This is a genomic window from Flavobacterium caeni (assembly GCF_900101895.1).
In the GTDB taxonomy this organism is placed as follows: domain Bacteria; phylum Bacteroidota; class Bacteroidia; order Flavobacteriales; family Flavobacteriaceae; genus Flavobacterium; species Flavobacterium caeni.
On record NZ_FMVF01000011.1, the window covers coordinates 29,421 to 52,732 of the forward strand.

The 23,312-nt window shown below is 49.5% G+C and carries 23 protein-coding genes; 14 read left to right on the forward strand and 9 right to left on the reverse strand.

What is annotated here, in order from left to right; all coding sequences use genetic code 11:
• The first annotated feature begins 66 nt into the window (after nucleotides 1–66).
• The 3 genes from rlmD (at nucleotide 67) to BLP55_RS11525 (ending at nucleotide 2,905) form a co-directional block, all read left to right on the forward strand.
• The gene (gene rlmD / locus BLP55_RS11515; RefSeq protein WP_091144344.1) at nucleotides 67–1,479 is read left to right on the forward strand and encodes a 23S rRNA (uracil(1939)-C(5))-methyltransferase RlmD; all 1,413 of its coding nucleotides are present in this window, start codon (nucleotides 67–69) and stop codon (nucleotides 1,477–1,479) included.
• Between the two features lie 186 nt (nucleotides 1,480–1,665).
• Nucleotides 1,666–2,217: a DUF6452 family protein gene (locus BLP55_RS11520; protein WP_091144076.1), complete on the forward strand. Its 552-nt coding sequence runs from the start codon at nucleotides 1,666–1,668 to the stop codon at nucleotides 2,215–2,217.
• Entirely contained in the window at nucleotides 2,189–2,905 is a 717-nt protein-coding gene (locus tag BLP55_RS11525; RefSeq protein WP_091144080.1) for a DUF6048 family protein, read from the forward strand. Before BLP55_RS11520 ends, BLP55_RS11525 begins: the two co-directional genes overlap by 29 nt.
• A gap of 110 nt (nucleotides 2,906–3,015) precedes the next feature.
• Here BLP55_RS11525 and BLP55_RS11530 read toward each other — a convergent pair whose 3' ends face one another.
• From BLP55_RS11530 to BLP55_RS11540, 3 genes are all read right to left on the reverse strand, one after another.
• A complete protein-coding gene (locus tag BLP55_RS11530; protein ID WP_091144084.1) occupies nucleotides 3,016–3,579 on the reverse strand; it encodes a hypothetical protein in 564 nt (187 codons plus the stop codon).
• 119 nt (nucleotides 3,580–3,698) lie between these two features.
• A complete protein-coding gene (locus tag BLP55_RS11535; protein ID WP_091144347.1) occupies nucleotides 3,699–3,935 on the reverse strand; it encodes a hypothetical protein in 237 nt (78 codons plus the stop codon).
• A gap of 68 nt (nucleotides 3,936–4,003) precedes the next feature.
• Nucleotides 4,004–5,164 (reverse strand): THUMP domain-containing class I SAM-dependent RNA methyltransferase, encoded by a 1,161-nt coding sequence (locus BLP55_RS11540; RefSeq protein ID WP_091144350.1) that lies wholly within the window; start codon nucleotides 5,162–5,164, stop codon nucleotides 4,004–4,006.
• A gap of 58 nt (nucleotides 5,165–5,222) precedes the next feature.
• Between BLP55_RS11540 and BLP55_RS11545 the strand changes: the two genes are divergently transcribed.
• Nucleotides 5,223–5,954, forward strand: coding sequence for a class I SAM-dependent methyltransferase (locus BLP55_RS11545; protein WP_091144087.1), 732 nt, complete (start codon nucleotides 5,223–5,225; stop codon nucleotides 5,952–5,954).
• Nucleotides 5,954–6,646, forward strand: a complete 693-nt coding sequence (locus BLP55_RS11550; RefSeq protein WP_091144354.1) for a ZIP family metal transporter — start codon at nucleotides 5,954–5,956, stop codon at nucleotides 6,644–6,646. The genes BLP55_RS11545 and BLP55_RS11550 overlap by 1 nt, the downstream gene beginning before the upstream one ends.
• Here the strand turns inward: BLP55_RS11550 and BLP55_RS11555 are convergent.
• Nucleotides 6,643–7,134, reverse strand: coding sequence for a hypothetical protein (locus BLP55_RS11555; protein WP_139149659.1), 492 nt, complete (start codon nucleotides 7,132–7,134; stop codon nucleotides 6,643–6,645). The genes BLP55_RS11550 and BLP55_RS11555 overlap by 4 nt on opposite strands.
• A gap of 398 nt (nucleotides 7,135–7,532) precedes the next feature.
• On the opposite strand from BLP55_RS11555, the gene murQ reads away from it, so the two are divergent.
• From murQ to BLP55_RS11605, 9 genes are all read left to right on the forward strand, one after another.
• Entirely contained in the window at nucleotides 7,533–8,360 is an 828-nt protein-coding gene (gene murQ, locus BLP55_RS11565; protein ID WP_091144094.1) for an N-acetylmuramic acid 6-phosphate etherase, read from the forward strand.
• A 28-nt stretch (nucleotides 8,361–8,388) separates the two neighbouring features.
• A complete protein-coding gene (locus BLP55_RS11570) occupies nucleotides 8,389–8,610 on the forward strand; it encodes a DUF6095 family protein (protein ID WP_091144098.1) in 222 nt (73 codons plus the stop codon).
• Complete coding sequence (locus BLP55_RS11575) at nucleotides 8,607–9,182, forward strand: pentapeptide repeat-containing protein (RefSeq protein ID WP_091144102.1); 576 nt, start codon at nucleotides 8,607–8,609, stop codon at nucleotides 9,180–9,182. The genes BLP55_RS11570 and BLP55_RS11575 overlap by 4 nt, the downstream gene beginning before the upstream one ends.
• Nucleotides 9,183–9,326: 144 nt before the next feature.
• Nucleotides 9,327–9,905, forward strand: coding sequence for a DUF1572 domain-containing protein (locus BLP55_RS11580; RefSeq protein WP_091144105.1), 579 nt, complete (start codon nucleotides 9,327–9,329; stop codon nucleotides 9,903–9,905).
• Between the two features lie 109 nt (nucleotides 9,906–10,014).
• Entirely contained in the window at nucleotides 10,015–10,386 is a 372-nt protein-coding gene (locus tag BLP55_RS11585; RefSeq protein WP_091144108.1) for a DNA topoisomerase IV, read from the forward strand.
• Between the two features lie 7 nt (nucleotides 10,387–10,393).
• Nucleotides 10,394–11,164, forward strand: a complete 771-nt coding sequence (locus BLP55_RS11590; protein WP_091144357.1) for a TerC family protein — start codon at nucleotides 10,394–10,396, stop codon at nucleotides 11,162–11,164.
• A 147-nt stretch (nucleotides 11,165–11,311) separates the two neighbouring features.
• The gene (locus BLP55_RS11595) at nucleotides 11,312–11,758 is read left to right on the forward strand and encodes a YMGG-like glycine zipper-containing protein (protein ID WP_091144112.1); all 447 of its coding nucleotides are present in this window, start codon (nucleotides 11,312–11,314) and stop codon (nucleotides 11,756–11,758) included.
• A 210-nt stretch (nucleotides 11,759–11,968) separates the two neighbouring features.
• Nucleotides 11,969–13,456 (forward strand): alkaline phosphatase PhoX, encoded by a 1,488-nt coding sequence (locus tag BLP55_RS11600; protein ID WP_091144116.1) that lies wholly within the window; start codon nucleotides 11,969–11,971, stop codon nucleotides 13,454–13,456.
• Between the two features lie 51 nt (nucleotides 13,457–13,507).
• On the forward strand, nucleotides 13,508–15,256 hold the full coding sequence (locus tag BLP55_RS11605; protein ID WP_091144120.1) for a cytochrome-c peroxidase: 1,749 nt from the start codon (nucleotides 13,508–13,510) through the stop codon (nucleotides 15,254–15,256).
• A 244-nt stretch (nucleotides 15,257–15,500) separates the two neighbouring features.
• On the opposite strand, the gene BLP55_RS11610 is transcribed toward BLP55_RS11605, so the two are convergent.
• From BLP55_RS11610 to BLP55_RS11630, 5 genes are all read right to left on the reverse strand, one after another.
• Nucleotides 15,501–18,170 (reverse strand): DNA gyrase/topoisomerase IV subunit A, encoded by a 2,670-nt coding sequence (locus BLP55_RS11610; RefSeq protein WP_091144123.1) that lies wholly within the window; start codon nucleotides 18,168–18,170, stop codon nucleotides 15,501–15,503.
• 69 nt (nucleotides 18,171–18,239) lie between these two features.
• Entirely contained in the window at nucleotides 18,240–19,055 is an 816-nt protein-coding gene (locus BLP55_RS11615; protein ID WP_091144128.1) for a hypothetical protein, read from the reverse strand.
• Between the two features lie 224 nt (nucleotides 19,056–19,279).
• Nucleotides 19,280–21,130: a DNA topoisomerase IV subunit B gene (locus tag BLP55_RS11620; protein WP_091144132.1), complete on the reverse strand. Its 1,851-nt coding sequence runs from the start codon at nucleotides 21,128–21,130 to the stop codon at nucleotides 19,280–19,282.
• Nucleotides 21,131–21,700: 570 nt separating this feature from the next.
• Nucleotides 21,701–22,666: a transglutaminase domain-containing protein gene (locus BLP55_RS11625; protein WP_211516827.1), complete on the reverse strand. Its 966-nt coding sequence runs from the start codon at nucleotides 22,664–22,666 to the stop codon at nucleotides 21,701–21,703.
• 35 nt (nucleotides 22,667–22,701) lie between these two features.
• Nucleotides 22,702–23,232 carry an NADPH-dependent FMN reductase gene (locus BLP55_RS11630; RefSeq protein ID WP_091144138.1) on the reverse strand — a complete coding sequence of 177 codons (531 nt, stop codon included), beginning with the start codon at nucleotides 23,230–23,232 and terminating at the stop codon, nucleotides 22,702–22,704.
• Nucleotides 23,233–23,312 lie beyond the last annotated feature (80 nt).

The window sequence follows — 23,312 nt, forward strand, 5'->3', positions numbered from 1 at the left end:
CGAAATAAATTCACAAAAGTGCGCCAAATTGATGCCCAAATCCGCCCAATCGACTATTTTTGCGCCATGGCAAGAAAAAACACCGACAAAGTACTGTTCGAACGCATCAAAGTGCGCGACGCGGGCGCCAAGGGCGTTTCGGTTGCGACGGCGCCCGACGGCAAAGTCATTTTTATCCCGAATGTGGTGCCCGGCGACGTGGTCGATGTGCAAACGTTCAAGAAACGCAAAGCCTATTACGAAGGCAAGGCCGTCAAATTCCACGAATTGTCGGACTACCGCGTAGATCCCGTTTGCGAGCATTTTGGCGTGTGCGGCGGTTGCAAATGGCAAAACATGAACTACAACCAGCAGCTTGCGTTCAAACACAACGAGGTCAAGAACCACCTGCAGCGTATCGGCAAGGTCGAGCTGCCCGAGTTTGAACCGATCTTGGGTTCGGAGCAACAGTTTTTTTACCGCAACAAAATGGAATTCGGCTTCTCGAATTCGCGTTGGCTCACCGAAAAGGAAATTGCGAGCCAGGACGATTTGGGCAACCGCAACGCCGTGGGTTTCCACATCCCGAAAATGTGGGACAAAATCCTCGACATCCACAAATGCCACCTGCAACAAGATCCGTCGAATGCGATCCGCAACGAGATACGCGATTTTGCCAACGCCAATGGGCTCGCCTTTTTTGACCCGCGCAACCGCGAAGGATTGCTGCGTACGCTCATGATCCGCACGGTATCGACGGGCGAAATCATGGTGCTGGTGCAATTTTTTGACGACAACAAAACACAGCGCGAGTTGTTGCTCGATCATTTGGCCGGGGCTTTTCCGCAAATCACGTCGCTGCAATATGTGGTCAACCAAAAGGCCAACGATACAATTTATGACCAGACCATCGTGACTTACAAAGGCCGCGACCATATTTTTGAGGAAATGGAAGGCTTGAAATTCAGCATCAACGCCAAATCGTTTTACCAGACCAACTCGGCGCAGGCCTATGAACTGTACAAGATTACACGCGATTTTGCAGGGTTGACGGGCAACGAGCTCGTATACGATTTGTATACGGGAACCGGAACCATCGCGCAATTCGTCTCGCGTCAGGCCAAAAAGGTGGTTGGTGTGGAAAGCGTGCCCGAAGCCATCGAAGACGCCAAAGCCAACGCCGAAAGAAACGGCATCACGAACTGCGAATTCTATGTAGGCGATATGAAAAACGTGTTCAACGACGCGTTCATCGCCCAGCACGGCCATCCCGATGTGATCATCACCGATCCGCCGCGCGACGGCATGCACAAGGATGTGGTCGAGCAGATTTTAAAGATTGCCCCCGAGCGTGTGGTGTATGTGAGCTGCAACTCGGCGACACAGGCGCGCGATTTGGCGCTCATGGACGAAAAATACAAAGTGGCACGCGTGCGTCCGGTGGATATGTTTCCGCAAACGCACCATGTAGAAAATGTCGTACTTTTGGTGAAAAGGTAGTCGAATACCAAAAGTCAAAAGTCGAACGAGCGGTCGTTGGACATTTGACGTTGGACAAACGCGTTAGCGATGGAAGCGGCATCCTTTTGTGTAGTTTACGAAGCAAAAGATAGAGCGGACAGCGCGGCCGCGCCCGAAAATTTGAATAGACTGATAAATTTGATGCGCGGAAACGCCCCAAAATAAATGAAAAAAATACTCGCCTTACTCCTGCTTGTTTTCACGCTCGGCTGTGAAAAGGACGACATTTGCGACGCCGATACCAATACGACGCCGCGGCTCGTGCTTTCGTTTTTTGACTACAACGACCCCTCGGTGGCCAAGAATGTCGTCAACCTCAAGGTGGTTCAGGAAGGCCGCGAAGACGGGATTGTGTTCAACGAAAGCGGTACCGACGTGACCAAGTATTTGGCCAACGGCCCGTCGGTTTCGTTACCGCTCGATACCTCGGCCGACCGCATCCGCTATATTTTGACGCTCAACGCCAACGCCACCGATCCGGGGCTGATTTATACCGATACGCTCGAGTTCAACTACAGCCGCCAAACGCTTTACATTTCGCGCGCCTGCGGCTACAGCGTTTATTTTTTGCTCAATGGCGGCAACGGCGACGAGCCCAACGCTTTTGTACTCAACGACGACCAAGCCGCTACGCAGGGCAACTGGATCCAAAACATCACGATCGCCAACCGCAACGTAATTTCAGAAAATGAGACGCATCTTAACATTTATTGGTAGTTTGTGCGTGTTGCTGGGCGGGTTGTCGGCCAGCGCACAGGAAACGGTACAGGACAGCATCAAGACCCACCGTTACGGGTTGCGCGTGGGCGTAGATTTGTTCAAGCTCTCGCGTTCGTTTTACGAAAAAGATTACAAGGGATTGGAACTGGTGGGTGACTACCGTATTGCCAAGAGCTATTATATTGCGGCCGAGATCGGCAACGAAAACAAGACCGTCGACGATCCGCAGCTCAATTTCACGACCAAGGGCACGTACATTCGCGGCGGTTTTAACTACAACGCCTACGAGAACTGGCTCGACATGGAGAATTTGATTTATGTGGGTTTGCGTTACGGTGTGAGCTCCTTTAGCCAGACGCTGAACCATTACACCGTGTACAACCGCAACCACTACCTGGGCATCGAGCCGCAAACGGCTTCGGGTGAAAAATTCAGCGGATTGTCGGCGCAATGGGCCGAATTTGTGGCGGGCGTGAACGCCAAGGTCTACAACAACATTTATGTGGGGTTCAGTTTGCGCGTGAACAAACTCATCTCGAACAAGAAGCCGCGCAACTTTGACAACCTGTACATCCCGGGCTTTCACCGTACCTATGACGGCGATTTTGGCGTGGGGCTCAATTATACGGTGTCGTATTTTATCCCGATTTACAAGACGAAGCAGAAAATCGAGGTGCAGAAATAGGTTGAATTGGTTAATCGTTGAATTGGTTAATCGTTGAATCGTTGAATCGGATAGTGTCGACCACGAATCGGTTAAACGATTAAACAGTTAAACGGTTAAACAAATAAAAACTACCGTCTTCTCTTCTTAGACGGATCCTTGTCTTTTCGCTGATCCCCTTCTTTCCGCGGCTCCCTGTTTTTTCTTGCGTCTTTGTCTCTTCTAAAATCGCGGTCGCGTCGTTCTTTTTTTTCTTTCTCCTTCGCCACGGGAAACACAGGCATTTTGTCTTTGTCTTCGAAAGATATAATGAAGATTTGATGTTTGTCGATGTCGATGCCTTCGTCGGCTTTTTGCTTGGCCAATTCGAAGCTGTTGATCGCGTCTTTCTTGATGTCTTTTTCGCGGACGATTTTGTTGAAACGCTCGGCGCATTCCTTGGCCGTACGGTTGCAGTAGTCGACCCAATTTTCACCTTTTTTGAATTCGTCCGTAAAATAGTGCAGCCAATACAATTCGCACGTTCCTTCCTCGAACACATACTGTACGAGCCCACCTTCGATGGCCATCTCGAGTTTGCGCGCGGCTTCGACCACGTCGAGGAAATCGTTTTTACGCCAGCCGTACTCGCTGCCGTTTTGGATGCTTTTTTCGAGTAATTCTACCGGAAGACGGTGTTCTATTTGATCTGTCATTTGTATGTCTTTAATTCGTTTGGTAGTCTACTTAATTGTTTAATCGTTTATTTGTTTAATCGATTCGTGGTCGACGCTATCCGGTTAAACGATTACCCGATTCCACGATTAAACAACCATCATTTCACTTCTTTAATGCCTTTCACAAACAGCCAGGACATAAAAATCTTATCGCCCTTTGGCGTGCGCATCGCCTGGAATTTGGGCGACAGCAACGTACCGACCACAAAGGCCGTGATCGGGATCCAAAAGCCGGTCAGCCCTGTGAATTCGGCCACAAGGTAGCGCGTCAGGAAAAACAGCGCCGCGAACGACAGCAGTTGGTAGATGAGGGCCTTGGTTTGTAGTTTTTTCATTGTATTCATTTTTATTATTTATTGTTATTATTTATTTCAGACCAATAAAAAATAGCAATAAATAATAATTAATTGACTTGGAATTTGGTGCGTTTGCTTCCTTCATACATCTCGTATTTCACGAGTCGGGCCTCGAGGCTGCCGTTGAACAGCTTGATCTTGCGCGACGGCTTGAGTCCGACAAACTTCAGGGCTTCGAGGTTGCCGGTGATGAACCACGCGCTGGTCCCCGGATAATTTTGCTTGAGCGTGTCGCCGATCTCGCGGTAAAAACGTTCGAGTTGGATGTCCAGACGTTCGCCATACGGCGGATTGAACACCATGTGCAACGGGCCTTGCGTTTCTTTTTGCGTATCGAAGAAATTGCGTTCCGATACATTGATGTATTCCGACAGGTTGGCGTTGGCGATGTTGTCCTTGGCTTTGATCACAGCCGACGGCGCTTTGTCGTAGCCCGTGATCGTATAATGGAATTCGCGTACTTTTTTGAGCTGCGACTCCATGATCATGTCGAACAGCTCGGCATCCCAATCGTTCCATTTCTCGAACGCAAACTCCTTGCGGTTCAAATTGGCCGGCACGTTGCAGGCAATCATACCCGCTTCGATCAGGATGGTGCCGCTGCCGCACATCGGGTCCAGAAAATCGCCTTGGCCGTCCCAACCCGAGAGCAACAACATGCCAGCAGCTAGTACTTCGTTGATGGGTGCGATGTTGGTGGCCGTCCTGTACCCGCGGTGGTGTAACGAAGCGCCCGACGTATCGAGCGATACCGAACACTGGTCGCGGTCGATGTGCACGTTGATGCGCAAATCGGGATGTGCTTTGTCGATGCTCGGACGCGCGCCGGTATTCTTGCGGAACTGGTCTACGATGGCATCCTTGGTTTTTTGCGAGACGAATTCCGAATGGTTGAATTTTTCGGAATGTACGGTCGAATCGATCACAAACGTACGGTTTTCGTTCATGTACTGCGACCAATCGATGGCCAAAATCCCTTTGTACAGGCTGTCTTCGTTGAATACGCGAAAGCTGTGGATGGGTTTCAAGATCTTGAGCGCCGTGCGCAGCGACAAATTGGCCTTGTACATGAACCCCTTGTCGCCGCGAAAACTCACCATGCGCGTACCGGTCTTGACATCCTGTGCGCCGAGCTGCTGGAGTTCCTTGGCCAGAATTTCCTCGAAACCGAAAAAAGTCTTGGCGATCATCTTGAAATTATTTTCCATCGTCATTTGCGGTATTTCCGTGCAAAAATACACTAAATTTGCAGTCTAATCGACGACTATGCAAAAAGAAGCCAACAATTGGTTTGCCTCTTGGTTCGACACGCCGTACTACCATATTCTCTACAAGGAACGCAATTACCGCGAAGCGCAATTGTTCATGGACAATTTGACGCACTACCTCAACTTGCCCGAAAAGGCCAAGGTGCTCGATTTGGCTTGCGGAAAAGGACGGCACGCGATTTATTTGAGCCAGTTGGGTTTTGACGTGACGGGCGTAGATTTGTCGGAGAACAACATCCGCGAGGCGCAAAAGAACACCAACCAGTATTTGCATTTTCGCGTACACGACATGCGCCAGCCGTTTGCCGAAAAATTCGACGCGATCTTTAACCTGTTCACCAGTTTCGGGTATTTCGAGAACGACGACGACAACCTTAAGACGCTCGTCGCCATCAAGGAAAGCCTGTCGGAATACGGTTTTGCGGTGGTCGATTTTATGAATGTCAACCACGTCCTGGCCAACCTCGTACCAGAGGAAACCAAGCACGTAGACGGTATCGATTTTCACATCAAACGCTACCACATCGACGACCACATTTACAAGGAGATCGACTTTGAGGACCGCGGCAAGCAATTCCACTTTACCGAAAAAGTACGTGCGTTGTCGCTGCCTTGTTTCCAGCAACTCATGGAGCAAGCCGGGATTTACCTGCTCGATACGTTTGGCGATTACAAACTGCGCAAATTCCACAAGACCGAAAGCGAACGCCTGATCATGATTTTCAAATGATGAATTATTTGCTACCCCTTTTATCGGTACTCGTCGGCTACGGCATCGCGCTGTTTTTGAAACCCGACAAGAAAAAGAACCTCAAGCTGCTGCTGGCCTTTAGCGGATCGTTCCTGCTTTCGATTACGGTCATGCACCTGTTGCCCGAAGTATACGAAGCCAATCATGCGCACGACGGACACGACCACGCCAATTTAACGGGCGTGTTCATCATGGCGGGCATCCTGTTCCAGATTGTCCTCGAGTTCTTTTCGAAAGGTGCCGAACACGGGCACGTGCACGGCCATGCCGAAATGCGCAACATGCCTTGGCTGTTGTTTACGAGCCTTTGCATCCATGCGTTCCTGGAAGGATTTCCGGTAAGCCACCACCACCATTTGGCCGTTGGGATCGCCATCCACCACTTGCCCATCGCAATCATCCTGACGATTTTTTTCCTCAACGCACAACTCGACCGCAAAATCATTTTTGGGTTTATGGTGGCATTTGCGGCGATGACGCCTTTGGGTACGTTGGCCTCGGAATACATCCCGACACTGGCGGCCTACTATACACAAATCACGGCCGTGGTCATCGGGATCCTGTTCCACATTTCGTCTACGATTATTTTTGAGACCACCGAAGGCCACAAGTTCAACATCGCCAAGGTATCGGTGATTGTACTGGGTATTTTGCTGGCGTGTCTGGTCTAGAAGACGCTTTTCATTACCTTGAATTTGCCCGACGAATCGAAATCCATCGTGAGCAACTTGTTGTTGACCTTTCCGTCTTGGTCCTTGGTCGAAAACGAATTGGTCAAACTCCAGTCTTTGATGATCGGGTTGTAAGAAAGTCTTATTTCAGAAGGGGTGTAGCTGTGTTCGCGGTGCAGCGTGGCTTTGGCTTTTTGGTTGGCCATCAGTATGATTTGGTTGATTTTTTCAAGCCCGAGTTCGCGAAATGCCTTTTGCTGGCACACCACGCTCACCAAAAAACGGCAATCGCTTTCGCCATCGTTGATTTGACACGGCAGTTCGGTGACCACCATGCGCCCTTCGGCCAATTTAAAATCCTTGGCGGCCAGCAACTTGTTCTTTTTTTGGATGGTTTGCGCCACCGGAGCGGTAGCATCGGTCGTTACATTTTGCTGCGCATGGCCCATCGCGGTCCCGAGCAACATCATACACATTAATTTCTTCATCGAATTCATAGATTTGGTGATTGGGGAACGCTAATATCCGAAAAAAAAGTATACGGCCGGTGTTAAAACTTTGGATTTTAACTGTTTAACAATCACGAGTTCGCAAAACCATAAAAAGCGTACATACTGATGTTTGCGTTTTGCGGACAGATATTGCGCTCCCTACCAAAAGTCAACCGAAAACTTCGTAACTTTGGTTTCGCAATATTTTTGGACATTCGACATTCGACATTCGACATTCGACATTCGACATTCGACATTCGACATTCGACATTCGACATTCGACATTCGACATTTATTGCGCTGCGCTCCATACAGTTCGGCTGCGCCTCGGGTCGACATTCGACATTACGACTTTACGACTTTACGACTTTACGACTTTATGACTTTATGACTTTATGACTTTCACCAAAACCACCGAACAACCCTCCCACTACGATTCGCTCGAAAAAATGCCCGTGGCCGAATTGCTCGCGAGCATCAACAACGAAGATAAAACCGTACCGCATGCCGTCGAAAAAGCGCTTCCGCAAATCGAAGCGCTCGTGCTGCAGATTGTGACCCGCATGAAAAACGGCGGCCGTTTGTTTTACATTGGTGCCGGAACCTCGGGCAGGTTGGGGATTGTGGATGCTTCGGAGTGTCCGCCCACTTTTGGCGTACCGCACGACTGGGTCAACGGACTGATCGCGGGTGGCGACAAGGCCATCAGGCGCGCGGTAGAAAACGCCGAAGACGATGTCAAACAGGCATGGATCGATTTGTCTGAATTTGACGTCAACACCAACGACACCGTAATCGGGATCGCCGCATCGGGCACGACGCCTTACGTTATTGGCGGGCTCGAAAAATGCAACGAAAATGGCATCTTGACCGGATGTATCACCTGCAACGACGGCAGTCCGCTCGCGCTTACCGCCCAATTTCCGGTTGTGGTGGTTGTGGGACCCGAATTTGTTACCGGTTCTTCTCGAATGAAAGCGGGAACCGCGCAAAAACTTGTGCTCAACATGATTTCGACGGCCACGATGATCCAACTCGGGCGCGTCAAAGGCAACAAAATGGTCGACATGCAACTGAGCAACCACAAACTCGTCGACCGCGGCATCCGGATGATCATGGACGAAATTCCCGTGAACTATGACGAGGCGGGCGAATTGCTCGAAAAGTTCGGCAGCGTACGCAAGGCCGTCGACCAATACAACGCCGACCGTTTCAACCTCTAGAATAAATAATAGTAATAAACAATAATCCTTGCACACCAACCGCCAAATACTCAACAAAGGCATCAAATACCTCGCCTGGGCGCTGCCGCTTTTTTTCGTCGGGCCCACCGTAATTTACAATGCGTTCCAAAACGACCATACCGCCTGGCATTATCTGGTGCTGGCCGTGGGCGTAGCGATTTGTTTTTTTGCCGTTTTTTTTACGTTCAAGGGTTTGAACACCATCATGAAAAGCCTGTTCGGAAAATGACACCCGATTTGATCAACATCGACCAAACCTACGACAGGGCGATTTTTCGCGAAAACCGGCTCGACGGACGCGAGTTCGATGGCTGCGTGTTCAACCAATGTGATTTTTCGGGGACGACGTTTTCTGGCTGTACGTTCATCGACTGCGAATTCATAGGCTGTAACCTGTCGATGGCCCAACTGCCCAATACCGGATTGAAGACTGTAGCCTTTGTCGACTGCAAACTGCTCGGCATTCGCTTTGATGCCTGCGACGACTTTTTGTTTGCGGTGCGTTTTACCGATTGTACGCTCGACTATTCCTGGTTCTCGAAAAAGAAAATGCCCAAGACGGTGTTTGCGAACACATCGCTCAAGGGCGTCAATTTTGAAGCGACAGACCTGACCGCATCGACGTTCGACCACTGCAACCTCGACGAAGTGGTGTTCGACCAAACCAATCTCACGGGCGCCGATTTGTCTACCGCCTACCACATTCGGCTCGATCCCGAACGGAACACCATCAAAAAAGCCAAATTCGCCACCGATTCCTTGCCCGGTTTGTTGGAAAAATACGACATCTGTATCGAATGATGACGACCATATCTTGTGGTTAAGGTTTAAGCCCTGAATCGCATTTTCGCAAATTCAAGGACGCTTCCTCACCTCGAATTCCCCAAATTATTGTTTACGGTCACAACGCAAAGCATTACCTTTACGTCAGATTTTTGAAAAACCATGTCAACGCCCGACACTTCCTATCTCGAAAGCGCGATAAAGCAGTTCCAGTACTACAAATTGCTGGGCGAAAAAGCAATCGCGCAACTCGAACCCGCGCAATTGTTCGTGTCGGTCGACGACGATACGAACAGCATTGCGGTCATCGTCAAACACCTTGCGGGCAATATGTTGTCGCGTTGGACCGATTTTTTGACATCGGATGGCGAAAAGCCATGGCGCAACCGCGACGACGAATTTGAGGACACCATAAGCTCGAAAGAGGAATTAATGACCTTGTGGGACCAAGGCTGGCAGTGTCTGTTTGACGCGCTGGCCGGGTTGACGCCTGCGCATTTGGGCCAAATCATCTACATCCGCAACGAAGGCCATACGGTGGTCGAGGCGATCAACAGGCAACTGGCGCATTATCCGTACCATGTAGGGCAAATTGTGTTCTATGCCAAGCAACTCAAGGCATCGGCATGGGACAGTTTATCGATTCCGAGGAATGCATCCAAGAGTTACAATGCGGATAAGTTCTCGAAGGAAAAAGCCGTTAAGCATTTTACCGATGAGGAACTCAAAAAGTTTAAATAAGATTTGAATTGATACGATAAACACTAGCCCCGATTGCAGTGGAAATCCTTTTATGAGTTGCCAAACGAATAAAAGATTGCAACGTAAAGCGGGTTCAAGCTCCTAAAAAATGAAAAAATATTTACTCTTTATTTCGCTTATCGCCCTTGCTTCCTGCTACAACGTCGAGCGCAACTGTACCGATTTCAAGAACGGCAAATTCCTTTCGGAAATCGAGATCGATGGTGTTAAGCACCAAACCGTCACCGTGCGCACCGATACGATGGTCATCGAGACCTACAAAGGCCAAACCGATACGTCGTCGATACGTTGGGTGAACGATTGCGAATATGTGTTGCGCAAACACAACCCGAAAACGATGGCCGAAAAACGCGCGGTAAGCGTAAAAATTTTGACCACTTCGGATAAAACCTATACTTTTGAATTCGGAAGCGTGGGCCACGACAAAAAGCAAAAAGGCACCGCGACCCGTTTGAACTAATTTGGCCATGGTAGAAATTTTATCCAACCCGAATGCGTGGGTAGCCTTGCTTACGCTGACCTTTCTCGAGATCGTACTCGGGATCGACAACATCATCTTCATCTCAATCGTCACCGGAAAATTACCCGAGGAAAAACGCAAACGCGCCACCAAGATCGGTATGTTCCTGGCCATGTTCATGCGCATCGTTCTATTGTTTGGGATCACCCTGCTCATTGCGATGAAAGCGCCCTGGTTTAGTTTCGACTGGGGTTTCATCAAGGCAGCGGTATCGGGGCAAGCCTTGGTGTTGTTGCTGGGCGGATTGTTCCTGATTTACAAAAGCACCAAGGAAATCCATGAAAAGGTCGATGAAAAAGGGCAAGAAGAAAAAGAGCTCGGCCAATCGGCGACCAAGAGTTTCAGCAGCGTGATCACACAAATCATCCTGATCGACCTGGTGTTCTCGTTCGACAGCATCCTGACGGCGGTGGGCATGACCAACGGCGTCGAGGGCGCGTTGTACATCATGATTACGGCTGTCGTGATTTCGGTTTTGATCATGATGCAATTTGCCGTGCCGGTAGGCGCCTTTGTAAACAAACATCCGTCGATCCAGATCTTGGGGCTTTCGTTTTTGATCCTGATCGGGCTCATGCTGATCACCGAAGCGGCGCATTTGTCGAACGCGCTCATTTTTGGCAACCACGTCACGCCGTTGCCGAAAGGCTATCTGTATTTCGCGATTGCTTTCTCGTTGCTCGTCGAGGTGCTCAACATGAAAGTGAAAAAGAAGTAAAACATCAGTTTTTTCAATAAAAAACAATCCATGGGTTACGCCCGTGGATTTTTTGTTTTGTAGAATGTTGTAAGAATAGGTCGAAAAGCTGTAACCCCAGCCCTATCTGCGTTTGTTAATTTGGCTAAAACTTAAAAAGCAAATGTTATGAAAAAGATTGCAGCCTTACTTACAGCAACCGTTTTGATCGTTTCATGTAAAAACACGGGCAATGAAGCCGGTGTCGCGGGCGATCCGCAACAAGCGACGATCGACTCGCTCAAAATGGAAATGGAACAACAAAAAGCCGAAATGGCCAAGCAACGCACCATCGATTCGATGAACGCAGTAGCTGCCGCCAGGGCCGAGCGCCAACGTCCGGTCATCGTCAACAATACACCCGCTTCGGCACCCGAAGAAAAACGCAAAGGGTGGAGCGGTGCAGCCAAAGGCGCAGTCATTGGTGCCGGTGTAGGCGCGGTTTCGGGCGCGCTGATCGACAAGGACAAACCGGGCCGTGGTGCGGTCATCGGCGGGTTGGCCGGTGGTGGATTGGGCGCGGGAACGGGTGCCGTGATCGATTCGGAAAAGAAAAAGAAAGAAGCGCAGAAATAATCTGTTATTCAAAAATACAAGCCAAGCGCTATGCAGATTGCCGCGTAATCCCTGCAGCGCTTGGTTTTCTTTTTCCTATTACATTGTATTAACGATCAGGCAACAACTTAACATTGGCTTATCGTTTTGCTGTCGATTTGAAAAAACTGTATTAACCGCAACGTAAAATTCCCAAAGTAGTTTTGTGTCCGAAACAACAAATCAATTAAAATGACACAACTCTTACTCAAAGGTCTGGCGTTTTGCGTAGCCGCGACCGTACTCACATCGTGTAACGACGATGACAACAACAACGGCACTACGCCGCCAACCATCAACGACAAAATCGATTTTAGTTCGCATTCCGATGTACCATCGTTTGCCTTTTCGATGGACAATGCAGACGACTTAGACATCAGCGTGCTGATCAGTAGTTCGGATGTGCTCGCGCAGTCGCCATCGTTCGTCTATGGCGCACAACCCGACGGTGCCGGGCTTATGAAAGATCCGAACAGCAACGGCTACTTGCTGATCTCGAACCACGAAATCCTCAAATCGGTTTCGCGTGTGTATTTGGACGAAACGTTCAAGCCTGTCAAAGGCGAATACATTGTCGACGGCGTGGGCGGTTTGACAAGACTTTGCTCTGCGACACTCGCGTTGCCGCAAATCCACGGTTTCGGCCCAATGTTTTTGACTGCAGGCGAATCGGGCGAAGAAAGCATGGTGCACGGCATCAATCCGCTCGGACTGGTCAGTGACCGCGCCAGAACCGACCGTGTTTTGCCGGCTTTGGGCAAGGCGAGTATGGAAAATGCCGTGCCGCTGCCGAAGGATACTTACCCTGGAAAAACGGTGATTTTGATTGGCGAAGACCAAAGCTATGCCGCATCGCACATCAGCGCCGGCCAACTCATCATGTATTTGACCAATACCGTCGGCGATTTGTACAACGGCAAATTGTATGCGCTCAAACGGGTGAGTGGCAACCAGGTCGAGATGAACATGACCGTCGGCAACAGCTATGACGTCGAATTTGTAGAGGTGCCGAACGCCGTGAATTTGACCGGAGCCAGCATCAATACCACCGTCAATGACTTGGGTGCGATCCGTTTTTCACGCGTGGAAGATGTCGACTACCGCAAAGGCAACGCCGCCGCCGCACGCGAAGTATATTTTACCGCCACTGGCCAGGCGACATCGAACGCGCCGGTTGACGGCTATACCATGTGGGGCCGCGTCTACCGTTTGAAAATGAAGGAAAACGACCCGCTCAAAGGTACACTCGAAGTCGTCGTCGAAGGCGATTCTATGCCCGGGACAGGCTTGATCAACCCCGACAATTTGTGCGTGACCGAAAACTACGTCTACATCCAGGAAGACGGCGACAGCTACTACACGGCCGCACAACACGATTCGTACATCTGGCAGCACAATATCGCTACTAAGGCAACCAAACCTTGGCTCAACATGAACCACAAACGCACCGATGCCGCGTGGCAGGCCGCCTACAACCAAACGGGTGAAATGCGTTTCGGCAATTGGGAATACGGCGCGATGATGGATATTTCGGATGTCATCGGCGTCCCGAACACGTTCATGGTCAACATCCACCCGCACACCTGGCAAAAAGACGCGTTCCTGAATGCCGACGGCAGCGGTACGAACACCAACAAAGAAGGCGGACAAACGATCATCATCCGCAACGTCGCCAAATAATTGAAACTTAATTTTATACAGGCAGCCCTTTCGCGGGGCTGTCTTGGTTTGATGAAAAATACTGTTCTCCTCTTGTTTTTTTTCGCGCTGATGGGCTGTTCTGATGCGCCGCGCGAAACCCTCAAAGACCATTTGCTCGAAGATTGGCGCTCGCTTGACCGCGAAGTAACCGATTTGCGAAAGCTGGTCCAATCCGATACCGATCCTAAAAAAGTCGTGCAGGCATTCTCCCAAAGCAGGCTCGCTTACAAAAACGTCGAATGGGCGCTCGAATATTTCCAACCAGAAACGGGCCGCTTTGTCAACGGGCCGGCGCTCGATGAAATCGAGTTTGAAGAGAACCGCGTGTTTCCGCCCGCCGGATTTCAGGTCATCGAAGAATTGCTTGCCGAAAACGACCCAAAGATCAAATCCGAAATCCTGCGCGAGATCGATATCCTACGATCGAATCTCGAGCAAGCGCGCCGTCATTTCGAGGCGATTTCGATCAGCGACGCACAGGCGCTCGACGCACTCCGCCAACAAACCTATCGGATCATCACACTTGGCATTACGGGATTTGACAGCCCAATCATGTTCACCTCGATTGCCGAAGCGGCGGTCTCGCTGAAATCCATCGGGCAAACGCTTGAACATTTTAAAACGCCGGTTCCCGAAAAACTACGGCGCGAAATCTCGAACGCTGTACTATTTTGCAACCGCACCGATTTCAATACATTTGACCGGGCGCAATTTATCGTGCGTTTCGCCAATCCGATCAGTGCTTCGTTGGCCGAATTTCAACAGGTGGCGCGTTTGGAGACGGTGACCCGACAACGCGTCGTGCGCAACCAATCGCCTACTTTGTTCGATCGGCAGGCATTTGACGCCGATGCGTTCGTCCCGTCGAATGAATACAAAACCAATCCGCAAAAGGTCGCCTTGGGCGAAAAGCTTTTCTACGACCCGCAACTATCAGGCGACGGATCGCGCAGTTGCGCCACATGCCATCAGCCAGAAAAAGCGTTCACCGATGGTTTGCGTACGAATTCCGCGCTCAACGGCCACAGTCTTACGCGCAATACACCGAGCTTGTCGTATGCCGCTTTCCAAAACGCGCAATTTTGGGATTTGCGCCAGCTCGATTTGGAAAAACAAAGCGTCGACGTGATCCGCAACACCGATGAGATGCACGGCGATTTTGTGCAAATCACAAAAAAACTATCGGCAAACCCAACGTATTCCAAAGGTTTCAAAAAGGCGTTTCCGAAATCTGGACAAATTGAGGATTGGCACGTACAAAACGCTATCGCGGCCTACATCCGGACGCTCGGAAAGTTCAATTCGCGTTTCGATGCATTCATGCGCGGCGATTTGAAAGCGCTTTCAAACCAAGAAGTCGAGGGCATGAATTTGTTCATGGGTAAGGCCAAATGCGCGACGTGTCACTTTACACCTCTATTCAACGGTACGGTACCCCCGATTTACGCCAAGACCGAACAGGAAGTACTCGGCACGCCGCAAGACCACACCAACCGCGCGCAGAGTAACGATGCCGGCCGTTATGAACAAAACCAACTACCGCAATTGCGCGGCGCATTCAAGACCCCGACGGTTCGTAACGTGGCGAAGACGGCACCGTACATGCACAATGGCGCGTTTCGCACGCTGGCCGAAGTCGTCGATTTTTATGACAGCGGCGGCGGTGTAGGACTCGGATTCAAATTGGAAAACCAAACGCTTCCGCCCGACCGGCTGAATTTGACCGCGAACGAAAAACAAGCCTTGATTGCGTTTATGGAATCGCTTTCGGACCAATAAAAAAGACCGCTTCGGCGGTCTTTTGCTTTTTATGTTTCACGCGTTTTGGTGTCGTTCGAGATATTCGGTAGGGCGAAAAGGGCAATGGGAAAAACTTTAACAAAATGTACAGAAAATCTGTATCCAACCTATTTTTTAATTTCGTAGGGGATACCTTCATAGCCCCCTTCCCTACGGTAAAAATACATTTATTTAAGATACATCGATTACAGAAAAACTGTAAAATTCAACTTCCCGACGCATATCAAAACAAAGTCACCTGTCCATCGTCATCCATATTGACATCTGTATCGTCGTCTGATTCAGTTACAGATGGCGTAGGCTCGGGTACTTCCTCAACCGGCGGCTCATACGGCAACGGCTCGAGCAGGTTCACCTGTTTGAGCTTGTCGGTTGTGAGTTGGTTGCCGAGCGCTTTGAATCCTTTGACGGTTATGAATGCCTCGATATCGACGGTTTGGTTTTCTTTTTGGTTGCCCTTGACTTTCGCGAACACCAATTCGGCCACGGGACGGTAGTCGGTCGAAACGATTTCAAGTTGCGAACTGGCATGATCGGTGATGAAACTGTCTTCCTTGGTTTCGTTCTCGACCAAAAAACGCTTGACAAAATAGCGCTGCTTGTCGCCGTCGTAATAAATGGCCGAAATAGGTTTGGCAGGGATCCACTTTTCAAGCACCACCATGTCTTCGTCGAAATGCGTCGTGAGTTCGGGTACAATGACCTTGACCTTGCCCGCTTGCGAAATCACGAGCAGTTTGTCGTTCGGACGGAATTCGCCCAAGAGTTCGCCCCGCGCATCGACATTGAGCTTTTGCACCGTATCGTCGAACCAAATCTTGCGCGGTTTGAGCGTCGAAATCCCTTTTTCCTTGAGTTCGATTTTCTTGATCGGATATTTCGAAACAAGGTTGCCTTTAGACGCGCGGCCCTTGATCGCCATGTCGGCAAAATCGACGTCCCATTTGAGTTTTTTGATGTTGCCGATCTGCCGCAGCAAAATCGTGATCACTTCGGCCTCGCCGTTCGGATTGGCCGAAAAATACAACACCTGCGAACCCTTGCTCTCGTTGGTCAAATCATACGCCTTGTCGCGCGTGATGCCCGACACATTGAAACGTTTGATGTAGGCAGGCCCCGATTTGCCGTCGCGGTAAATCATGTTGTAGATCGTGCGTTTGTCGCTTTTGTCGAACACCGCCACGTGGATGATGTCCTTGCCCACAAAGTTCTTCTCGGCGACTTTGGTGACCAACATCGAACCATCGCGCAAAAACACGATGACATCGTCGATATCGGAACATTCGGTCACGAATTCGTCTTTTTTGAGGCCCGTGCCGATGAAACCTTCCTCGCGGTTGACATACAGCTTGGTGTTGCGCAACACGACCTTGGTTGCCTCGATCGTGTCGAAAATGCGCAGTTCGGTTTGGCGTTCGCGGCCTTTGCCGTATTTCTCCTTAAGCCGCGTGAAATAAGCGATGGCGTAATCCGTCAGGTGTTCCAAATCGTGTTTGACCTGTTCGATGTCGCCTTCCAAAGCTTCGATTTTGTCCTGCGCCTTGTTCGAATCGTATTTGGAAATACGCATGATGCGGATGTCGAGCAACCGCAGAATATCGTCCTCGGTCACGGCGCGCTTGAGGTGCTTGACGTGTGGCTTGAGCCCATCGTCGACGGCCTTGATAACGCCTTCGCGTGTGCTTTCCTCTTCGATCAATCGGTAGATTTTGTTTTCGATGAAGATGCGCTCGAGCGACAGGAAATGCCATTGTTCTTCGAGTTCCGACAATTGGATTTCGAGTTCCTGCTTGAGCAAATCCTTGGTACGCATCGTAGAAATGCGCAACATCTCCGACACGCCGACAAACCGCGGTTTGTTGTCCTCGATGACACAACCCAGCGGCGCGACCGACGTTTCGCAGGCGGTAAACGCAAACAAAGCATCGATGGTTTTATCGGGCGAAACACCCGGAAACAAATGGATCAGGATTTCGACATCGGCCGCAGTGTTGTCCTCGATTTTTTTGATCTTGATCTTGCCTTTGTCGTTGGCTTTGAGGATCGAATCGATGAGCGACGTCGTATTGGTCGAAAACGGAATCTGCGAAATAACCAGCGTCGATTTGTCGAGTTGCGCAATCTTGGCACGCACCCGAACGCGTCCGCCACGCATACCATCGTTGTAATTGGTCACATCGGCGATGCCCGCGGTCTGGAAATCGGGGAACAACTGGAACGATTTGCCTTTGAGGATGCGGATCGACGCATCGATGAGCTCGTTGAAATTGTGCGGCAACACTTTGGTGGACAAACCGACGGCAATTCCCTCGGCGCCTTGTGCGAGCAACAACGGGAATTTGACCGGCAGATTGATCGGCTCGGCTTTACGGCCGTCGTAGGACAATCCCCACTCGGTGATTTTCGGGCTGTACAAAACCTCTAGCGCGAACTTGGACAAACGCGCCTCGATGTAACGCGAAGCCGCCGCGCCGTCGCCCGTGAGGATGTTGCCCCAGTTGCCCTGCGTATCGATCAGCAATTCCTTTTGCCCGATTTGCACCATCGCGTCGCCGATACTCGCATCGCCGTGTGGGTGGTACTGCATCGTGTGCCCGACCACGTTCGCGACCTTGTTGTAACGGCCGTCGTCAAGTTCCTTGAGCGAGTGCATGATGCGACGCTGGACGGGTTTGAAACCGTCTTCGATGGCCGGCACCGCGCGCTCGAGGATCACATAGGACGCGTAATCGAGGAACCAATCCTTGTACATACCGGTTACCTTGGTAATCGTGTCCTCGGGATTGACTTCGTTATGTTCGTAAAAATGATCGCCGGATGAAGTTTCACCTTCGGCCGGAAGTTCATTTTCGTTGTCGTTCAAATTCAAATCTTCTTGTTCTTCTTCGCTCATATTTTTAGTCGAATGCCAAATGTCGAAAGTCGAACGAGTCGACCGTTAGCCAATTGACGATAATCTGGGCTATTTGCTATTTTCTATTTCTATTAATCTGGTTCGCAAGTAATCGATTTCCTTGTGCAATTTTTCGATTTTTAAAGTTTTTTGCTTGGTATCTTTTTTCTTTTCCCATTCGATTAGACTCTTTTGTTTCCAATCCAATTGAACTTTTTCGAGCGGAATAAAATCTTCGTCATCCATATTTTCGCGTCGCGTGTCCAACTCATCGAATTTCTCATCCCTATCGTTTGGGTAGCCAAAAAAAGAGATTTCATATAACAAAGAACCAATCACTTCTCCGAATTTAAATTCTTTGATACCGTTTAGAAACTTCGTCTTTTTGAGCTTTTTTTCTTCCCAGATTTCACCATGACTGTATCTACTGTATTCAATCTTAGTATTTAGTTTGAAAGTTGCAGTCTTTAAATTAGAAAGATTTGCGAAAGCCAGTCCATAGTTTTCTTTGTCGTTCTTTTTCTTTCCTGTAAGATTAACATACTCCGTAATTTCAAAAAGCGGAGGTCCAAATTCTTTGAAGTTGTCGACATCCACGGCCCATGAAAATTCCAGTCGATTTATTGTAAAATCTTCATTTAAATGAGCTTCTGAAATTGATTCATTGTAAAAAGCATTGAATTTAAATCCTCTTGTGTAGGCCAAAAATGTTTGGTCGACGTCGTGTTCATGCTTTTTCAAAATCTTCATCAAATCAAAAAAAGTCAATGTTTTTTCGAATTTTGGAACATGAAGCATATAAAACGAAAGCGGGCGATCAATTTTTACAAGCTTACCCGATTTGACGTAAAATCCGTTTTTTTTGATGTAGATGTATGGACTCATTTTTCGTATCGCCTAACGAGCGAATTTGCATCATTTTACTACTGACTTCATTTTATGACGGTGTGCAGCCCGGATCGCAGCGGCATCCTTTTGCGGCCGCAGCGCAGCGGAGGCCGTAAAAGATAAAGCGGAGAGCCGGAATTGTCTGCCCAAATTCAAAATTTAATTATCGCCAAAAACCTCGGTCAGCTTGCCTTTACGAATTTATGACTTTTGACTTTCGACTAACTTTCGACCGCGTCGATTTCTACCTTCAAATTGTTGATGATGAAATCCTGACGGTCTGGCGTGTTCTTGCCCATGTAAAACTCCAACAGCGTCTCGATAGACGTGGCGCCGTCGAGCATCACGGGGTCGAGACGGATGTCGTCGCCGATAAAATGTACGAACTCGTCGGGCGAGATTTCTCCCAAACCTTTGAATCGCGTGATTTCGGGCTTTGGTTTTAATTTTTCGATGGCCGCCACGCGCTCTTCCTCGCTGTAGCAGTAAATTGTTTCTTTTTTATTGCGGACGCGGAACAGCGGCGTTTGCAGGATGTACAGGTGGTTTTCCTTGATGAGTTCGGGGAAAAACTGCAGGAAAAACGTGATGAGCAGCAGGCGGATGTGCATGCCGTCTACATCGGCGTCGGTGGCGATGACGATGTTGTTGTAGCGCAGGTTTTCCATCTCGTCCTCGATGTCGAGCGCGGCCTGCAACAGGTTGAACTCTTCGTTTTCGTAGACGATTTTTTTGGTCATGCCGTACGAATTCAAAGGCTTACCCCGCAAACTGAATACCGCTTGGGTGTTGACGTCGCGCGATTTGGTGATCGAACCCGATGCCGAGTCGCCCTCGGTGATGAACAGCGTGCTTTCGAGCGATTTCGGGTTTTTCGTATCGGTCAGGTGAACGCGGCAATCGCGTAGTTTTTTGTTGTGCAAACTGGCTTTCTTGGCCCTGTCGCGCGCGAGTTTGCGGATGCCCGAGAGTTCTTTGCGTTCGCGTTCGGCTTGCAGGATCTTGCGCAACAACGCATCGGCTACTTCCGGATTTTTGTGCAAAAAGTTGTCGAGGTTGGTCTTGACGAAGTCGTTGATGAACGTACGGACGGTGGTGAGCCCCGGCCCCATCTCGGTCGAGCCCAATTTGGTTTTGGTTTGCGACTCGAACACCGGCTCCATGACCTTGACCGAAATCGCGCTCACGATCGACTTTCGGATGTCGGAACCTTCGAACGGTTTGTTGTAAAATTCGCGGATGGTTTTGACCGCCGCTTCACGAAAAGCCGCCAAATGCGTACCGCCCTGCGTGGTGTTTTGCCCGTTGACGAACGAATAATACTCCTCGCTGTATTGCGTTTTGGAGTGCGTCATCGCAATTTCGATGTCGTCGCCTTTGAGGTGGATGATCGGGTATTCCTGGTCTTCGACGTGGATCGTCTCGGCCAGCAAATCCTTGAGGCCATTCTCGGAATAGTATTTTTCGCCGTTGTAAATGATGGTCAAACCATTGTTCAAATAACAATAGTTCTTGAGCATTTTGACGACGTACTCGTTGCGGAATTTGTAGTTCTTGAAAATCGTATCGTCGGGAACGAAGACAACTTTGGTGCCCTTGCGTTTGGTGGTGTCGATGACGTCTTCTTCAAGCGTCAGGTTTCCGGCAGAGAATTCGGCGGCTTTTTGTTTGTCGTCGCGGACCGATTCTACGCGGAAATAATTCGACAACGCGTTCACCGCCTTGGTACCGACGCCGTTGAGCCCGACCGATTTCTTGAACGCGAGCGAATCGTATTTACCGCCCGTGTTCATCTTGGACACCACATCGACCACCTTGCCGAGTGGAATCCCACGACCGTAATCGCGTACCGAAACTGTTTTGTCCTTGATCGTGACTTCGATGGTTTTGCCCGCGCCCATGACGAATTCGTCGATACAGTTGTCGATGACTTCCTTCAAGAGAATGTAGATGCCGTCGTCGGGGCTCGAACCGTCGCCCAGCTTGCCGATGTACATGCCGGGACGCATCCGGATGTGCTCTTTCCAGTCGAGCGATCGTATGTTGTCTTCGGTATACTGCGTTTCTGCCATGCGGGGTTGTGATTTTTGCTAATTTAAGGCAGCGACGCCAGAAAGCAAAAGGGATGGCGTTAAAGTTATCAATACGATATTGACAAAAAATTCCAAATTCCAAGCACCAAATTCCAATCGTTTGTGTTGGAGTTTGGGATTTGGAATTTTCTATTGTTATTTTTTATTTGGGCGTGCCGGCGCAGAAGTTTGTTGCTTTGATTGGGATTTCTCGGGCGCCGTCGCGCTGTCCGCTATATCTTTTGCTCGTTCCTCGCAAAAGGATTTTCATTTCCATCGCTCACGCAAACACCGCAAAGAATTTAGTGTCTTGAAACAACGAAAAATTGTCGCAAAAATCGCTAAACACTATCGAGGAAAAGATGGGAACTCCGCAAATTGAAAACTTTAACAAAATGTACAGAAAATCTGTATCCAAGCTATTTTTTAATTTCGTAGGGGATACCTTCATAGCCCCCTTCCCTACGGTAAAAATACATTTTTAAAACGAAGATCCGGTACAGAAAATCTGTAATTTTCAAAAAAAATCCGCGAGCACAACCAATAAAAAATAACAATAAAAATAAACAATTATCTTTCAATCTTATACGTCACCACCGCCATCTGGTCTACATAAATCGTCAAGTATCCGCGGCTTCTGGCGTTGAGCGCTATGGAAAACTCGGTCGCATTGCCTTTTTTGACAGGGTCGATGTCGCGTACCCGGCCTTCGCTGGTAAACGCATAGGAAATCCTTCCGCCTGGGAAATCGATGATCTGGAAGGGGATTACGCTGGTTTTCGCAATCAAAATGATCCCGAATTCGGGCGACGCAAATTCGTAATTGCTTTTGATGTAAGGCCCGTAATACAACGGCAACGCGGCAAAATCCTGCTCAGTTTTGTCGATCATCAAAAGCCGTTTGTCATCGGGAAAATGGTTCAGGAAAAAAACATTGGGATCGGTAAAAAAATAAGCCGGATTGAAATCGGTGACGAACTTGCCCGTTTGCGTATCGACGCTGCCCGAGGCCCAGGTCACATCGATCAATTTCCAGTTGTCGCCAACCTTGACCGCGTTCCATTGGTGGTCGCTTGCCTTGGGCAACTTCCCGATTTGCGCGGGGTGCGCTTTGGACGTGCCCATGATGTCGATGCATTTTACGCCTATGTCGTCGCATACCAAGTGGAACAACGCCGAATAATCCTGACAAACGCCCTTTTTGGTCCGCAAGGTCTTGGCCCCGATCTTCCCGCGATAGGCTTGTTCCTTGGCCAAACGGTCGGCTGGGCTCGAATAGGTATAGGCGACCATGCTTTCGCCCGATTGGTAAGCCTTGAGGTCGTAGTTGATGTTGAGCGCGATCCAGGTATACGCCGCACGCACCTTGTCGGTTTCGGTCGTGAAATCTTGGTTGATTTGCGCGGCGAGCTTCTTTGGATTCGAAAACGATTTGGGATAGGTTTTGACGAGGTTGTCGACCCTTGCATAGTCTTGGGCCCATGCCGATACCGAAACAAGCAGCAGCAAAACAATGGTTTCTAGGTTCTTCGTCATGACGCGCCATCGGTCAAACATCTTGCCGAAAATTGTTAACCGATGCTAAAATTGGCCACGATTTGCCTGAGCTGCGCATCGAGTTCGGGATCACCTATTTTGTTTTTCTCGAGGTCGAAATGCTCGTGGAATTTAGGCAGCGAAAAAGTGGCTTTGATTTGCGCCCCATACCGCGGAAACAAAGTCTCGGCGATACCCAACACCGATGCCCCGCCCCTGCCGCCCGGCGACGTAGCCATGAGCAACATCGGTTTTTCCTGGAACACTTTTACGTTAATGCGCGAGGCCCAATCGAACGTATTCTTGAACGCCGCCGAGTAATTGCCGTTGTTCTCGGCCATTGAAACGACCAACACATCGGCACCTGCAATTTTGTCGAGGAATTGTTGCGCGAGCGGATGCTGCCCGATTTCGGCTTCTTTGTCTACACTAAAAAGCGGCATTTCGAAATCGTTGAAATCGAGCACCTCGACCGTGGCGTTTTCGAACAACGATGCGGCATAGGTCGCGAGTTTTTTGTTGATGGATTTTTTGGATGGGCTGGCGCCGAAAGCGATGATCTTCATTTCGAGTTTTTTTTCGGATGGATGATAATGTTGCTACTAATATACGAAGTTGTTCGCAAACCCGGATGCCGCGTGAGCGA

Excerpts from the sequence above, each read along its gene's own strand:
- BLP55_RS11530 (WP_091144084.1), bottom strand. The coding sequence starts at position 3,579 with ATGACAGATCAAATAGAACACCGTCTTCCGGTAGAATTACTCGAAAAA.
- BLP55_RS11630 (WP_091144138.1), bottom strand. The coding sequence starts at position 23,232 with ATGAAGATCATCGCTTTCGGCGCCAGCCCATCCAAAAAATCCATCAAC.
- BLP55_RS11605 (WP_091144120.1), top strand. The coding sequence starts at position 13,508 with ATGAAAAATACTGTTCTCCTCTTGTTTTTTTTCGCGCTGATGGGCTGT.
- BLP55_RS11555 (WP_139149659.1), bottom strand. The coding sequence starts at position 7,134 with ATGAAGAAATTAATGTGTATGATGTTGCTCGGGACCGCGATGGGCCAT.
- BLP55_RS11590 (WP_091144357.1), top strand. The coding sequence starts at position 10,394 with ATGGTAGAAATTTTATCCAACCCGAATGCGTGGGTAGCCTTGCTTACG.
- BLP55_RS11535 (WP_091144347.1), bottom strand. The coding sequence starts at position 3,935 with ATGAAAAAACTACAAACCAAGGCCCTCATCTACCAACTGCTGTCGTTC.
- BLP55_RS11540 (WP_091144350.1), bottom strand. The coding sequence starts at position 5,164 with ATGGAAAATAATTTCAAGATGATCGCCAAGACTTTTTTCGGTTTCGAG.
- BLP55_RS11625 (WP_211516827.1), bottom strand. The coding sequence starts at position 22,666 with ATGACGAAGAACCTAGAAACCATTGTTTTGCTGCTGCTTGTTTCGGTA.
- BLP55_RS11595 (WP_091144112.1), top strand. The coding sequence starts at position 11,312 with ATGAAAAAGATTGCAGCCTTACTTACAGCAACCGTTTTGATCGTTTCA.
- BLP55_RS11520 (WP_091144076.1), top strand. The coding sequence starts at position 1,666 with ATGAAAAAAATACTCGCCTTACTCCTGCTTGTTTTCACGCTCGGCTGT.
- BLP55_RS11585 (WP_091144108.1), top strand. The coding sequence starts at position 10,015 with ATGAAAAAATATTTACTCTTTATTTCGCTTATCGCCCTTGCTTCCTGC.
- BLP55_RS11600 (WP_091144116.1), top strand. The coding sequence starts at position 11,969 with ATGACACAACTCTTACTCAAAGGTCTGGCGTTTTGCGTAGCCGCGACC.
- BLP55_RS11550 (WP_091144354.1), top strand. The coding sequence starts at position 5,954 with ATGAATTATTTGCTACCCCTTTTATCGGTACTCGTCGGCTACGGCATC.
- BLP55_RS11620 (WP_091144132.1), bottom strand. The coding sequence starts at position 21,130 with ATGGCAGAAACGCAGTATACCGAAGACAACATACGATCGCTCGACTGG.
- BLP55_RS11580 (WP_091144105.1), top strand. The coding sequence starts at position 9,327 with ATGTCAACGCCCGACACTTCCTATCTCGAAAGCGCGATAAAGCAGTTC.
- BLP55_RS11575 (WP_091144102.1), top strand. The coding sequence starts at position 8,607 with ATGACACCCGATTTGATCAACATCGACCAAACCTACGACAGGGCGATT.
- murQ (WP_091144094.1), top strand. The coding sequence starts at position 7,533 with ATGACTTTCACCAAAACCACCGAACAACCCTCCCACTACGATTCGCTC.
- BLP55_RS11615 (WP_091144128.1), bottom strand. The coding sequence starts at position 19,055 with ATGAGTCCATACATCTACATCAAAAAAAACGGATTTTACGTCAAATCG.
- rlmD (WP_091144344.1), top strand. The coding sequence starts at position 67 with ATGGCAAGAAAAAACACCGACAAAGTACTGTTCGAACGCATCAAAGTG.
- BLP55_RS11525 (WP_091144080.1), top strand. The coding sequence starts at position 2,189 with ATGAGACGCATCTTAACATTTATTGGTAGTTTGTGCGTGTTGCTGGGC.
- BLP55_RS11545 (WP_091144087.1), top strand. The coding sequence starts at position 5,223 with ATGCAAAAAGAAGCCAACAATTGGTTTGCCTCTTGGTTCGACACGCCG.
- BLP55_RS11610 (WP_091144123.1), bottom strand. The coding sequence starts at position 18,170 with ATGAGCGAAGAAGAACAAGAAGATTTGAATTTGAACGACAACGAAAAT.